At 71.0% G+C, this 13,586-nt stretch carries 12 protein-coding genes; 5 read left to right on the top strand and 7 right to left on the bottom strand.

Annotated features, from left to right (window positions below):
• Positions 1–5: 5 nt before the first annotated feature.
• Positions 6–1,559, bottom strand: a complete 1,554-nt coding sequence (locus ABGB12_RS18655; RefSeq protein ID WP_347679541.1) for a hypothetical protein — start codon at positions 1,557–1,559, stop codon at positions 6–8.
• 310 nt (positions 1,560–1,869) lie between these two features.
• Between ABGB12_RS18655 and ssd the strand changes: the two genes are divergently transcribed.
• The 4 genes from ssd (at position 1,870) to ABGB12_RS18635 (ending at position 6,450) form a co-directional block, all read left to right on the top strand.
• Entirely contained in the window at positions 1,870–2,862 is a 993-nt protein-coding gene (gene ssd, locus ABGB12_RS18650; protein WP_347679539.1) for a septum site-determining protein Ssd, read from the top strand.
• Positions 2,863–3,494: 632 nt separating this feature from the next.
• Positions 3,495–4,634: a TadA family conjugal transfer-associated ATPase gene (locus ABGB12_RS18645; protein ID WP_347679537.1), complete on the top strand. Its 1,140-nt coding sequence runs from the start codon at positions 3,495–3,497 to the stop codon at positions 4,632–4,634.
• A gap of 246 nt (positions 4,635–4,880) precedes the next feature.
• Positions 4,881–5,591, top strand: a complete 711-nt coding sequence (locus ABGB12_RS18640) for a type II secretion system protein (RefSeq protein WP_347679535.1) — start codon at positions 4,881–4,883, stop codon at positions 5,589–5,591.
• Between the two features lie 313 nt (positions 5,592–5,904).
• Entirely contained in the window at positions 5,905–6,450 is a 546-nt protein-coding gene (locus tag ABGB12_RS18635) for a type II secretion system F family protein (protein WP_347679533.1), read from the top strand.
• Between the two features lie 419 nt (positions 6,451–6,869).
• Here the strand turns inward: ABGB12_RS18635 and ABGB12_RS18630 are convergent, their stop codons facing one another.
• From ABGB12_RS18630 to ABGB12_RS18605, 6 genes are all read right to left on the bottom strand, one after another.
• The gene (locus tag ABGB12_RS18630) at positions 6,870–8,024 is read right to left on the bottom strand and encodes a transposase (protein ID WP_347679531.1); all 1,155 of its coding nucleotides are present in this window, start codon (positions 8,022–8,024) and stop codon (positions 6,870–6,872) included.
• A gap of 203 nt (positions 8,025–8,227) precedes the next feature.
• Positions 8,228–8,515 (bottom strand): LysE family transporter, encoded by a 288-nt coding sequence (locus tag ABGB12_RS18625; RefSeq protein ID WP_347679530.1) that lies wholly within the window; start codon positions 8,513–8,515, stop codon positions 8,228–8,230.
• A gap of 274 nt (positions 8,516–8,789) precedes the next feature.
• Positions 8,790–9,302, bottom strand: coding sequence for an Rv3654c family TadE-like protein (locus ABGB12_RS18620; RefSeq protein ID WP_347679529.1), 513 nt, complete (start codon positions 9,300–9,302; stop codon positions 8,790–8,792).
• Positions 9,299–9,826: a TadE family type IV pilus minor pilin gene (locus ABGB12_RS18615; RefSeq protein WP_347679527.1), complete on the bottom strand. Its 528-nt coding sequence runs from the start codon at positions 9,824–9,826 to the stop codon at positions 9,299–9,301. The genes ABGB12_RS18620 and ABGB12_RS18615 overlap by 4 nt, the downstream gene beginning before the upstream one ends.
• Positions 9,823–9,996 carry a DUF4244 domain-containing protein gene (locus ABGB12_RS18610; RefSeq protein ID WP_347679525.1) on the bottom strand — a complete coding sequence of 58 codons (174 nt, stop codon included), beginning with the start codon at positions 9,994–9,996 and terminating at the stop codon, positions 9,823–9,825. Before ABGB12_RS18610 ends, ABGB12_RS18615 begins: the two co-directional genes overlap by 4 nt.
• 554 nt (positions 9,997–10,550) lie before the next feature.
• Positions 10,551–11,312: an oxidoreductase gene (locus ABGB12_RS18605; RefSeq protein ID WP_347679523.1), complete on the bottom strand. Its 762-nt coding sequence runs from the start codon at positions 11,310–11,312 to the stop codon at positions 10,551–10,553.
• Positions 11,313–11,467: 155 nt separating this feature from the next.
• Between ABGB12_RS18605 and acs the strand changes: the two genes are divergently transcribed.
• Positions 11,468–13,390, top strand: a complete 1,923-nt coding sequence (gene acs, locus ABGB12_RS18600; RefSeq protein ID WP_347679521.1) for an acetate--CoA ligase — start codon at positions 11,468–11,470, stop codon at positions 13,388–13,390.
• Positions 13,391–13,586 lie beyond the last annotated feature (196 nt).

Genomic DNA, 13,586 nt, shown 5'->3' with positions numbered 1-13,586 from the left:
ACGGGTCAGCGGCGGAAGAGGCCCCGGCGACGGCGGGGGCTTTCGAGGACCTCGGTACGGTCGCCCGCGTCCTCCTCCGCCGGCTCCTGCGCCGGCTCGGGAACGTCGGACTTGGCCAGCTCGATCAGGGCTGCGAGAGCCGCGTCGGCCTTCTCCTCGTCCGCCTTCCGGACGCCGTCGGGGTCCTGCTCGGACCGGTCGAGGACCGTCGTGCCGGGGGACGGCTCGTCCAGGTCCGGCTTGTCGACGTTCAGCTCGTCCAAGTCGAACGAGGTGACGTCGGTGTCGACGGGGTCGGCCTCGTCCGTGGAGTCCGTGTCGGGTGTGCGCTTCGGCGTGTACTCGAGGTTGAGCTCGTCCGGGAACTCCTGGTCCGGGTCCGCCTCGCGGACGAGCGAGCCGAGTTCCACGGCCTCGGGCTCGGGAGCCGACGCCTTGTGCTTCTTGAACCTGCCGCCGCGCTTGGACTTCTTCCCGTCCTGCCCGTCCTCGTCCGAGAACGCGTCCTTCGTGGCGACGGCGCCCCGGGCGGCGGCGAGCGCGGCCTCGATGTGCATCCGGTTGGCCTCGACCCGGGCATGGGCCGACCCGGAAACGAGCCTCGGACCGCCCGGACCGATGGCCCGCGCCGTGCGCAGGCGACGCGTCCAGGTGCCCAAGTGGGCCGCGCACAGCAGCAGGACGAGCGCTATGGCCATGCTCTTGCCCCACTGCAGGCTCTCGTCCGCCATCGTCCCCGTCAGCCCCGTGCTGTTCAGGCTGACGACCGAGGGGTCGAGGACGGCGGGGTCGGTGGGCGTCGGGTAGACGCTCACCTCCGGGGGGTCGGTGCTGAAACCGCCGGGGTCCGGCGCCACGGTGGGGAAGACCGTGCTCTGCGGCGGGTTCGGCCACGTGTAGTTCGACGGGGCGGGCGCCGGAGCGGGGGCGTTGCCGTTGTTCGACGGGGGCTGGCCCGTTCCCTTGAGCTTGACGGTCCGCGTCGAGGCCCCCGAAGCGGCGGCACCCGCGCGTTTGGCCACCACCTGGATCGTCGCCTGCCCGCCGGCGGTGGCGGGCGCGGTCAGCGTCACGCTGCACTGCGCTCCGCACGAAGCGGCGGAGACGTTCCTGGTGCCGAAGTCACTTGAGAGCGTGTAGCCGGTCAGATCCGGCTCCGTGCCCTTGTTCCACCTGACGGTCACCTTGTTGTTGCCGGTGACGGACGCCGTCACCCCGCTGGGCGCGGACGCGGGCACCGCCATCCGGAACGTGCTCGACGCCTCGTCCCACGGCAGCACGGCTTCCAGCTTGACCTTGACGGTCCCGTTCGGCGTGGTCTTCCCGTTGATCGTGTGCGTGAGCCATGTGTTCTTCCCGGTGCGCACCGGGCGCCCGTCCACGTACAGGGTTCCGCCGCCCACCGCGGACTTCACCCTGATGGTGACCGACGAAGATGTGATGACAGAACCGCTGGCCGGCGTGATCTGGGGGGCCGCCGCGGCTTTCGCCTGCGCCGGAACCCCGGCGCCGAGCATCGTCGCCAGCGGAGCCACGGCCACCAGTGCCTTGAGCCACACGCGCAAGATTTTCCTCCGCCACACCCGGTACCTCAGTGCTTGAGGCAGCGTATATGACCCGCCGGTAGCGAAAGTCACAGAAGAACGACAAGTTAGCCCTTCTGGAACTCTAGCCCTATTGACGATAAATACAACGGCCCTTCCCTCTTGACTCTCGGCCCGGTCCGCCGCACCCCCCGCTCACCTGGCACGACACCCCCCCCCCCCGACACCACACGTCCACCGGCCCGTCCACCGCCCCTCGGCCCTCCGAAGGAGGTTTTCCACAGGGCCCTAAGCGATCTTGGGCGGGGTGGGCGACCTTGGAGCCGTGAACGCTCTGGTGCTCTCCGGCGATCCGGAACTCGTCGACGACGTGCGGCGGCTCGCGGCCGCGGCCTCCGTGGAGATCGCGGTCGCCTCCCACCCCGCGGAGGCCCGTGCCGGGTGGCACCGGGCGGCCGTCATCCTGCTGGGGACGGACATGCTCGCGGTCCCCCACCCGCGCAGAGACGGACTGGTCGTGCTGGCCAGGGAGGCCTCCGTCACCGTGTACCGGCGGGCCCTCGAACTGGGCGCCGAACAGGTGGCCGTGCTGCCCGAGGACGAGACCCGGCTCACCGACAGGCTGCTCCGCGCCTGCAGCCCGCCGGCCTCCGGCCGTGTCGTCGCCGTCACCGGAGCCCGCGGCGGCGCGGGAGCCTCCGTCCTCGCCACCACCCTCGCCCTGGTCGCGGCCCGGCGAAACCTCCGCGTCCTGCTCCTGGACCTCGACCCCCTGTCCGCCGGCCTGGACGTCGTACTCGGCCTGGAACGGGCCCGGGGCACCCGCTGGCCCGACCTCGCCCGGCTGCGCGGACGCCTCTCCCCCGACGCCCTGCGCGGCTCGCTGCCGACGGCCCGCGGGGTGGCCGTGCTGTCCCACGCGCACGACCGTCCGTCCCAGGTGCCCGCCGAAGCCCTCACCTCGGTGCTGTCGGCCGCCCGCCGCGCCTACGAGCTCGTCGTCGCGGACTGCCCCCGCGGCGTCCTGCCTCCCGCCGACGAGACCCTGCTGCTGGTACCGGCCGAAGTCCGCAGCGTCCTGTCCGCGCGCTCCCTCATCACCGCCCCCGCCCCGCCGCTCCTCATCACCCGCGGCCCCGCCCCCGCGCGCCTGCCCTCCACCGCCATAGCGGAAACCCTCTCCCTGCCGCTGCGCGGCCACTACGACCTCGACCACCGCATCCCCCCGGCTCTGGAACAAGCGGCCCTCCCCACCCGGGGCCCCCTGGCCCGCCTCTGCGGCCGCCTTCTCGCCACCCTCCTCCCCGGCCCTCCCTGACGCCTCCTCACGACCGGCCCCGCTCCGTCCTGCTCCATCCCCTCTCGCATTCCAACGACCCTGACCAGGAGCCACACCATGTCCTCCTTCCGCACCTTCCGTTCCACCCGCTCCCTCCTCCCCGGACGAACCGGCCGCCTGCCCTCCCCGTCCCTGACATCCGTCCGTCTTGCCTCTCTCCCCCACCTGGAACGCGCCCTCTCCTCCGGCTCCGCCCCCAACCGAAAAGGCAGACGCCTCCCCCCATCAGAGCCCCCCGCCTGGTTCTTCGAGCTCTTCCCCGGAAGCGCCCCCCATGCGCAAGACGCCGCCTCCGCCCTCCGCCCCGAGCCCACCCGCGGCCTGCCCTCCCTACTCACACCGCTCAAGCGAATCTGGGACGCCATCAACGCCGCGTCCCTCAAAAGCGCCCTCCGAGCACCGAAGCAAGGCGCCCCGCACGAGAACTCCCCGCAGCGGAAGCCGCCCCCCGCGAAGGACGACCACCGAAGGCGGAACACCGTGGAGGGAAACCGGCCAGGGCAGGAACGGAGGGCCAAAGGAGATCGCCGTGAAAACCGGAAGCGCAGCACGCGAAGAACGGGTCGGGCCGTGGAGGGCCGGGAGCCGGGCACGGGCCTCGGCGGTGAGCGATGAGCCTGGCGGACGCGGTACGGGGAAGGCTGGCCGACACCGGGAGCGCGGCGACTCCGGGAGCCGTGGCGGCGGCGCTGCGAGCCGAGGAGAAGGTCCTCGGTGACACCGAGGTGCTCAGCCTGGCCCGCCGGGTGAGGGCCGACCTCGTGGGAACAGGCCTCCTGGAGCCCCTGCTGAACGACCCTTCGGTGACGGACGTCCTGGTCAACGGACCCAACGAGGTGTGGGTCGAGGCGAAGGGACGCCTGATGCGCACCTCCGTCCGTTTCCCCGACGAACGAGCGGTCCGCAGGCTCGCCCAACGCCTCGCCGCGGCGGCGGGGCGCCGGCTTGACGACGCCGCCCCCTACGTGGACGCACGCCTTCCAGGCGGCGTCCGCCTCCACGCGGTACTCGCCCCCGTGGCGCCCGGGGGCACATGCCTCTCCCTGCGCTCTCCCCGAGGCAGAGCCTTCACCCTCGGAGAACTCGTGAAGGAAGGAAGCCTCTGCCCTCGGGGAGCCGACCTGCTGGCCGCTTTGGTGGCCTCCCGAGCCGCCTTCCTCGTCACGGGCGGAACCGGCACTGGAAAGACCACGCTCTTGAGTTGCCTGCTGGGCCTGGTCTCTCCCTCGGAACGCCTGCTCCTGGTGGAGGACTCCGCCGAACTGCGCCCCGACCACCCTCACGTGGTCCGCCTGGAGGCCCGGCCGCCGAACATCGAGGGCGCCGGCGGCGTGACCCTGCACGACCTGGTCCGCCAAGCACTCCGCATGCGTCCGGACCGCCTGGTCGTGGGTGAGGTGCGAGGTGCCGAGGTGGTGGATCTCCTCGGCGCGCTGAACACCGGCCACGAAGGCGGCTGCGGCACCCTCCACGCCAACACCCCCGCCGACGTCCCGGCCCGCCTGGAAGCCCTGGGCTGCGCCGCCGGCCTGACCCGCGAAGCCCTGCACAGCCAACTGGCCGCCGCCCTGGACGTGATCGTCCACCTGGAACGCCACGGCCCCCACCGCCGGGTCCGCGAGGTCTCCGTCCTCCTCCGCGCCCCCACCGGCCTGGTGGAGGCCCACCCCGCCGTCCACCTCACACCCACCGGCCTCACCCCCACCCCGGCCGCCCCCACCCTCTTCGACCGCCTGGGCTGGACCCCATGACACCGAACCAGAACAACGACCCGCCCGGACCGCACGCCCCACCGCCCGCGGCAGAGACCCGGCCCCCGGCCCGGACACCGAGGCGAGGCTCGACCAGCCGGGCCGCGGAGACCATGACGTGGGCCGGAGCGGGAGCTCGAACGACCAGACCGAGCACCGTCACAGCCCAGACGAACACCGTCACAGCCGAGGCGAGGCCCGACCGGTCAGGCTGGACGCCGTGACGCCCGAGAAGGGATCGACGGGATGACCCTGCTTCTCGGAGCACTCCTCACGGTCTCGGCGGTCTGGCTCTGGACCGGCCCTTCGCTCCCCGTGCGAAGACTCGCGGCCGTGGACCGCGAAACCCAGCGCCCGGGACATCGCCTGCAGACGTCCCTGCGGAAGAACCCCCTGGTAAGACGCCTGAACCGCCGCCGCGAGGAGGAGACATGGAGGCTGGGCGTGATCGAGCTCTGCGACGCGCTGGCGGCGGAGCTCACCGCGGGCCGCACCCCCGAAGACGCCTTGGCGGACGCCGTCGAGTCCCTCCCATCGACTCTGGCGACGCCCTTGAGGGACATCCTGCCCGCCCAGGACCTCCCCCAGGCCCTGCACCGGCTCTCCGAACGCCCCGGCGCTCACGGCCTGCGGCTCCTGGCGGCCTGCTGGCGTATCGGAGTGGAACGCGGCGCCACCTTCGCCCCCGTCATAGACGGCCTCACCCAAGGACTACGCGACGACCACGACCACCACCGGCAGATCAAGGCCCAGCTGGCGGGCACCCACGCCACCGCCCGCCTCCTGGCCGTCCTCCCCTGCCTGGGCCTCGCCATGTCCTGGTCCCTGGGCGCCGACCCTCTCGCCTTCCTCTTCACCACCCTCCCCGGTCTGGCCTGCCTCCTCTTGGCCGTCCTCCTCGACGCCGCAGGTCTCCTGTGGACCAGACGCATAGCCACCAAGGCCGAGCGCCCATGACCTCTCCCCACCGCCCCTCGCCCTTCCGCGTCCTGTCCTCCCGGGCGCCCGGAAGAGAAGGGCTGGGCGGGAGGGACTGGTACGCGTACGGGCTCGGTTCGAGAGGTGCTGAACGATGACATGGATTCTGGGAGTCCTCTTCGCCGCGGCCGCAGGTTTTCTCGCGTTGGCGCCGTCGCCCGTGACAAGGCTGAGCAGGCTCGATACCGGGAGACGGCCGGCTCGGGCGAAGCCTGTGGAGGAACAGGCGGCTGAGAAGGCGCGGAGAAGGCGCCTGCTCTTGGCGGCCGGCGCGGGAATCTTGGTCGGGTCGTTGACGGGAGGTCTGCCGGGCGTCGCCGCCGGCGCCTTCACCGGCTGGGGGTGCTGGTGGTGGGCGGGCAGAGGAGAGTCCTCCGAGTCCAGGAAACGCCGGGCCCAGGTGGTGGCGGACCTGCCGATGGCGGTCGAACTCCTCGCCGCGTGCCTGGCCGCCGGTGTCTCCTGGGCGGAGTCCGTCGAGGCCGTGTCAGGAGCCCTCGGTGGTCCCCTGGGAGCGGACCTGGAGCAGGTCGCGGCCCAGATCCGCCTAGGCGCGGACCCACCCGAAGCCTGGCGGAAACTCACCGAAACCCAAGAAACCGCGCCTCTGGCGCGTGCCGCCGCCCGAGCCACCCAGAGCGGCGCCGCCCTGGCCCCCGTCCTCAACCGTCTGGCCCGCGACCAGCGGCGCACCGCCAGAGCCGCCGCCGAAGCCCGAGCCCGCTCGGCCGCCATCCAGGCCGTGGCCCCCCTGGGTCTCTGTTTCCTTCCCGCCTTCTTCTTCCTCGGCATAGTCCCGTCCATCGCCGGCATAGCCCAGAGCATCACCCTTCCCTGACCCCGTTCACCTCACCGCGCCCCGCAGAGACGCGGGTCCAAAGCCTCCGCAGCCATCCGCTCGTCCTCGCCCATGTGCCCGCCTACCGACCGATACGACAAAACACCGCCCGGCCTGCCGACCGGTGCGGCAACGGAGAGCACGCGGCTTGCGCAAAGCGGGAAACCCGCCTCTGGAGATTCCAGAACCGTCTGGCCCGGTAGCCCCCGTCAGGCGGGGGCGGGGGTGCGATCGGTGACCATGCGGAAGGCGAAGAAGGACAGGAGGGCGCCGGTCAGGTGCCGTTGGAGGCGCATCCAGGTGGGACGGGTGGCGAGGAAAGCACTGATGGAGCCTGCGGCGAGGACGAAGAGGCCGGTCAGCTTCTCGGCCCTGAAGGGCCGAGCTTGCAGCTCTTCCTCACACCTGGCCGGTGTGGTTCAGGCCGCGTCGTCGGCAGCGTGACTCACTGCCCAGATCGCTTCACCGCGCTGGGCGATGGTGCGGCCTGCGTTCACATCGGCGTGCTCAGCGAAGCCACACGACGTGCAATGGAAAGTGGACTGATCAGGCCGGTTGCTCCGGCTGACATGGCCGCAGGCGGAGCAGCCCTGCGAGGTGTGACGGGGGTCCACGAACACCACCGGCACCCCCGCCCGGGCGGCCTTGTAGGAGACGAACGCACCCAGTTGCGCGAACGACCAGGAATGCAGGGTGACCCGCTGGGGCTTGCGCAGCCGTACCCTGTCGCGGATACCGCCCAAATCCTCCAGGGCGATACCGCGGCAGATGCGTTGAGCCTCGGTCACCAACTGCTTGGCGATGCAGTGGTCGATGTCGGCCGCGAACCGCGCCTCCCGGCCCGACAGTTTGCGCAGCAGCCGCTTGGCGGACCTGGTGCCCTTCTTCTGCAGCCTCTGGCGCAGCCGCCGGTTCTTGTGGCGGACCTGGTTGAGGCGCCTGCCGGCGTGCCGGTGACCATCGCTGGTGGTGGCGATGTTCACGATCCCCAGATCGACGCCGAGAAAACCGTTCACCGGCTCACGGACATCGGGAGCCGAAACGTCGCAGACCGCGTACAGGTACCAGTTCCCGCCCCGCAGCACCAGATCGGACTCCCCCCGCCGGTGCTCGGTGAGCATCCTCCACTGGGACGGCGAGCACTCGAACCCGATACCCCGCAGGCGGCCGCATACGGTCCAGATCGAGACGGTACGGGCCTCCAGCTGCCAGGACAGGCACCGGTCGTCGAACGGCTGGGCGGCGTCCTTGCGGAACCGGACCGGCTTGGACTCCACGGCCTTGCGCCGTTCGGAGCCCTCCCGGCCGTAGTTCCCGGCCTCCAGATTCGCCTTCAAGGTCGCGTAGGCCCCGGCGACTTTGCGGATCGCGTGGATCGCGGGCTGGGCCGACAGGCCCATCGCCTTCACCTCGCCGTACACCAGCCGCTGAAGCGGCCGCCTACCCGCCACCCCGGCCTCGAACGCGCACCGGGAGACGTGATTCGCAGCCCGGTTGCAGGCGTGCAACGTCTCCCGCAGAGCCGCCCGAGCGGCCTCGTCCGGGAGGAGTTTCACCTGCACCACGAGCTTCACACCCACAACGTAGCGTCTCCTTTTCGGCACTGAGAGTGTTTCCCCGTTCCCGGCATGCGCCAAGGGGAGGGCGGGACTTCGTCTACGACCTGCATGTTCGTTGTGTCCCGGACGGCGGGAACGCCCCGGCTGACCGACGCGGCGCTCGATCCCCGCCCTGTGGGGGGCGATTCCTCCCGGCCGTGAACGGCCGGGATTCCTTGCTAGATCCTGTTGAACGCCTGCCAGGCCATCCAGGCCAGGTAGGCGGCGCCCGCGATTTTGATCATCAGATAGAGGACGGGGACCAGGGTGAAGACCGCGGTGATCCCGATCGTCACGGCTGCCAGGTAGACCAGGAAACCGGCGCCCACTCCGGCCAGGGAGATCAGGCCCGCTCTCCGTCCCTGGGCGATGGAGCGGGACACCAGATAGATCATGTTCGGTCCGGGGGTCAGCACCATGCCCAGCTCGACCGCCGCGATACCGGCGACTGCTGCAAATTCCACCATGCGAAGATCATGTACGCTCCCGGCGCCGGAGACTCTCCCGCCCTGGAGGCCCGCCCGAGCCGAGGGCTCTCCAGGGCGGGACTCCGTCGGGCGAGAACCTCCCCGAGTTGGAGATCCCCTGGCCGAAAGCCCGTCACGTTCGGCCCGGCCCGCCGCGTACGGCTCGATTGTGCCGAAGGGCTTCCGTCTTCGGTCCGGCTGCGTTGCGGGCCTGCCGTGCTGGGGCTTGGGAGGAGCGCGGGGTCCGTGTCCTCGGCCTGGTGCAGGAGTGGGGTCAAGGGCGGGGAGGGGAGGCGGGGCCGGCTCTGGCCGTGGCGGGGATGGAGAGAGGGGTGAGCCAGCGGGGGACGGAGAGGGGGATGGAGACGGTCACCTCCGCGATGGTGCCGGGGACGGTGGGGGCGGGGGTGAGGGTGCAGGTGGTGAGGCGGGCTCCCGCCTTCAGGGCGGTTCGGCGGGCGTGGGGGCAGGGGTCGGGGTGGCCCCAGGTGTGGCGGGTGGCGGCTGTCAGGGCTGCCATGTCGGCTGCCAGCTGGGCCTGATGACGGGTGGATCGAATGCCGCCGATCGTCATCGCGGTGGCTGAGCACAGGCAGATGAGGCCGGTCAGGGCCGCCACCCAGATCGTGGCCGAGCCCCGCTCCGCGGGAGGTGCGGCAGGTTCCGGCTCAGAGCGCCCAGGGGCGGGACGCCCAGGTGTGGGGCGCCCTGGTTCTGAGCGCTCTGGTGTGGGACGCCCTGGCTCGGAGCGCTCTGGTGCGGGGGTGGGGCGGGTAAGGCTCGTCATGGGGCCTCCTCGGGGGTTCGGCGGGGTGCGGTGGTGAGGGGCGCGGGAGATGCGGGGGTGGGGAGGGCGGAGACCTCGGGAGGTGGGGCGCCGGGGAGAGCCGGGAGGAGGGGTCGGACGCCGGGGTGTGCCGGAGGAAGGGGTCGGGTGCCGGAGAGGGCCGGAGCCGTGGGTTCGGTGGGGGTCTCGGCCGTGAGGCGGAAGGTGAGGGTGGGGAGGGGGAGGCGGGAAGGCGGACGGAAGGGGGCCGTCAGGGTGAGGTGGGCGGACTCCGTGGTTCGGGTGACGGTGAGGGTGGCGCCGGGAGGGGCGGCCTGGAGGGCCCGGGCGCGGACCTGGGGGAGGGGTTCGCCTCGGGCCGCCGCTCGGGCGGCTGTGTGGAGGGCGTCCAGGCAGGCGACTCTGGTGGCCGCCGCGGAGATGCCCCAGAGGGCGATCGCCACGACGGCCACCAGGGCGGGGAGGGCCACGGCCACCTCGGCGGTGGCCGTGCCCCGATCGGCGCGGCGCGCGGGGAAGGTCATCCCGCCAGCTGCAGAGCCCGGTTGATGATCCCTGTCACCAGGGTCCGGACTTCGTCGCTGGTGACGATTTTGAAGAGCAGGCCGGCGAACGCGGCTGCGGCGACGGTCGCCACCGCGTACTCGGCGGTGGCCATGCCGGCGTCGTGCCGTTTCCGGGGTCGCGGGGCCATGGGGCCTCCTGTCCTCTGGCCGGGCCGGTCGCCCGGCGACGACCCCAGCATGCGCACCGGCCACCAAGATCGCTTAGCGGCCTGTGGACAACTCCCCGACCGGTATCCGCCCGGGAAATTCACCTATCAGCCCAGCCCCGATGGGCGAGTGGATTCTTCCTGTCGCCGCGACGATCACCAATACCCGACAAGGAAACTTAGATCTTTTTCGAGTTCCCGCAGAACCGCCGAGACGGCCATCTCGGAGCACTCCCAGAAAATCCGACAAGACGGGGCTTAATTCCCATATCAGACAAGAGGAAAGGGTCTTGACCTCTCCGGACGCCCGTCCCGCAGGACTTGTCAGCGGCGCGCAGAAGGCGTACACAGGAAGTACGGACGAAGGTCCGGGCACGTCGACTTCGGTACCCACGCGCGACCAGCCGCGAGAGGCGCGTCGATTCGGGCTTGACCCGCTTCGACGATCCCGAATTGCACGCTTGATAACCGAAGCCGACGTAGCAGTGGCGGCGTTTTCCTTCGGGGGAAACGCCGCCCATCATTGTGCGGCGTTCTCAGCCGCGCTGCATCGACTCGCAGAGCGCCTGCGAGTCCCGGGCTCCGGCGATGACCGCTTCCGCGCAGTGCCGGATCCACCCGGCGACGCCTTCGGCGGTGCCCGTCAGGTATCCCTCGAAGGTCTCCCGGTACTCCGCGGCCCGCTCGAAGTGCCCCACTTCGGGAGAGACCAGCGACTTCGGGTCCAGCCCCCGGTCGATCAGGGTCAGCCGCTCGGCGGCCCGCGCCACCAGTCCGTCCGCGGAGCCGAAAGGCTTCAACGCCAGCAGTTCGCCGTGCACGATGGCCGCCGCGACGAGAGCGGGGGCCTTCGACGGCGTCGTCAGCAGCGCGCTCAACGCGTCAAGCCGTGCGGCGACCTCCTCCGGAGAGGGCGTACCCGATTCCCTGGGCCGGCCCAGGAGGTCGGCGGAGACGACGTCACGCGCTCCCAGGACGTGCAGCCGCGCGAGCACCTGGCGGGGCGCCGTGTGCCAGGTCGCCACGAGCGGCCCCATCTCGCTCGAGATCCGCAGCGCGCCCTGGACGAGGGGGTGCTGGGCGTGCCCCGAACGTACTTCTTCGAGGTGCGCCTCCGCCCCTTCCAGGGCGGCCGAGGCGCGTGCTCCACGCAGCAGCGATTCGGTGGACACCTCGGTGCTCTTCCTTCGCAGCATGCGGTGCCCCCGGAGCCTGTCCACGGCCTTGCGCGCCGCGTCACAGGCCTCCTCGACACCGGGCAGCAACGAGACTTGAAGAAGAGCGTCATCCACGGCCATGAGGGTACACAGGGCCTGGGCGTGACCTGCGTCACCTACCATTTCACGAGGGAACTTAAAAGTACTCACACCCTTGATACGCAGGCCCGATGACGGGTTAAGTGAGATGTCCCCCAGGGGCGCGAGAGTCGAAAGCCAGTGACAAGGAGCAACCCGTGAGCCAGGACGCGCTGTCGAACTTGCTACAGGAGAACCGCCGCTTCGCTCCCCCGGCCGACCTCGCAGCCGACGCGAACATCACCGAGGACGCCTACGCCCGCGCCGCCGAGGACCGCCTCGGCTTCTGGGCCGAGCAGGCGGAGCGGCTGACCTGGGCCGAGCCCTGGACCGAGGTCCTCGACTGGAGCAACCCGCCCTTCGCCAAGTGGTTCGTGGGCGGCGAGATCAACGTCGCCTACAACTGCGTCGACCGCCACGTGGAGGCCGGCCGGGGCGAGAAGGTCGCCTTCCACTGGGAGGGCGAACCCGGAGACACCCGCACCATCACGTACGCGGACCTTCAGAAGGAGGTCTGCAGGGCCGCCAACGCGCTCGGTGAGCTCGGCGTCGTCAAGGGCGACCGCGTCGCCATCTACATGCCGATGATCCCCGAGACGGTCGTCGCGATGCTCGCGTGCGCCCGTATCGGCGCCACCCACTCCGTGGTGTTCGGCGGCTTCTCCGTGGACGCCCTGCGCGCCCGCATCGAGGACGCCGACGCCAAGCTCGTCATCACCGCGGACGGCGGCTACCGCCGCGGCGCCCCCAGCGCGCTGAAGCCGACCGTCGACCAGGCCGTCACCAAGAGCGTGGAGAACGTCCTCGTCGTCCGCCGCACCGGCCAGGACGTCGCCTGGACGGAGCGCGACGTCTGGTGGCACGACCTCGTGGACCGCCAGCCGGAGGAGCACAGGGCCGAACCGCACGACGCCGAGCACCCGCTGTTCATCCTCTACACGTCCGGTACCACGGGGAAGCCGAAGGGCATCCTGCACACCACCGGCGGCTACCTCACGCAGACGTCCTTCACGCACCACGCGGTCTTCGACCACAAGCCCGAGACGGACGTCTACTGGTGCACCGCGGACGTCGGCTGGGTGACGGGCCACTCCTACATCGTGTACGGGCCGCTCTCCAACGGCGCGACGTCCGTCATGTACGAGGGCACCCCCGACACCCCGCACCGCGGCCGCTGGTGGGAGATCGTCGAGAAGTACGGCGTCACCATCCTCTACACCGCGCCCACCGCGATCCGCACGTTCATGAAGTGGGGCGACGACATCCCCGCGCGGTTCGACCTCTCCAGCCTGCGCGTCCTGGGGTCCGTCGGCGAGCCGATCAACCCGGAGGCCTACGTCTGGTACCGGGAGCGCATCGGAGGCGGCCGTACGCCGGTCGTCGACACCTGGTGGCAGACGGAGACCGGCTCGATCATGATCAGCCCGCTGCCCGGCGTCACCCACGGCAAGCCCGGCGCGGCGATGCGGCCCTTGCCCGGCATCTCCGCGGACGTCGTGGACGACGAGGCCAAGAGCGTCCCCGACGGCTCGGGCGGGTTCCTCGTGCTCAAGGAGCCGTGGCCGTCCATGCTCCGCACGATCTGGGGCGACGACGAGCGGTTCGTGGAGACGTACTGGTCGCGCTGGCCGGGCCTGTACTTCGCCGGTGACGGCGCCAAGAAGGACATCGACGGCGACCTGTGGCTCCTCGGACGGGTCGACGACGTCATGCTCGTCTCCGGCCACAACATCTCCACCACCGAGGTCGAGTCGGCGCTCGTCAGCCACCCGAAGGTCGCGGAGGCGGCCGTCGTCGGCGCGTCCGACCCGGTCACCGGGCAGGCGATCGCCGCGTTCGTCATCCCGCGTGACGGCGGCGAGATCGACGTGGAGGAGCTGCGCGCGCACGTCGCCCAGCACCTCGGCCCGATCGCCAAGCCGCGCCAGATCCTCGTCGTCCCCGAGCTCCCCAAGACCCGCTCCGGCAAGATCGTCCGCCGGATCCTCCAGGACATCGCGGAAGGCCGGAAGATCGGTGACGCCACCACCCTGGCCGACCCGACGGTGATGGAGCACATCAAGCGGGCCCTCGGCCTCTGAGCCCCGGGCCTCCGGAGCCGCCGCGAGGTGTCGTGGCGGCTCCGGAGCCTCCTGCGGGCGGGTTCCACCGGGTCGGCTCGCCCTGGATGCACCGGACGGTCGAGATCTCGATAAGTTCTTGGGATGGCTCACACCTGCGTGTGTCACCGTTTCGCTGCCCGTCGGCGATTTGGACTACCCGAAAACCGAACATTCC

It is taken from the genome of Actinocorallia sp. B10E7, assembly GCF_039871655.1.
Lineage (GTDB): Bacteria > Actinomycetota > Actinomycetes > Streptosporangiales > Streptosporangiaceae > Actinocorallia.
This window is presented reverse-complemented; position numbering and strand designations above follow the sequence as displayed.

Excerpts from the sequence above, each read along its gene's own strand:
- ABGB12_RS18645 (WP_347679537.1), top strand. The coding sequence starts at position 3,495 with ATGAGCCTGGCGGACGCGGTACGGGGAAGGCTGGCCGACACCGGGAGC.
- ABGB12_RS18640 (WP_347679535.1), top strand. The coding sequence starts at position 4,881 with ATGACCCTGCTTCTCGGAGCACTCCTCACGGTCTCGGCGGTCTGGCTC.
- ABGB12_RS18625 (WP_347679530.1), bottom strand. The coding sequence starts at position 8,515 with ATGGTGGAATTTGCAGCAGTCGCCGGTATCGCGGCGGTCGAGCTGGGC.
- ABGB12_RS18620 (WP_347679529.1), bottom strand. The coding sequence starts at position 9,302 with ATGACGAGCCTTACCCGCCCCACCCCCGCACCAGAGCGCTCCGAGCCA.
- ABGB12_RS18615 (WP_347679527.1), bottom strand. The coding sequence starts at position 9,826 with ATGACCTTCCCCGCGCGCCGCGCCGATCGGGGCACGGCCACCGCCGAG.
- ABGB12_RS18610 (WP_347679525.1), bottom strand. The coding sequence starts at position 9,996 with ATGGCCCCGCGACCCCGGAAACGGCACGACGCCGGCATGGCCACCGCC.
- ABGB12_RS18605 (WP_347679523.1), bottom strand. The coding sequence starts at position 11,312 with ATGGCCGTGGATGACGCTCTTCTTCAAGTCTCGTTGCTGCCCGGTGTC.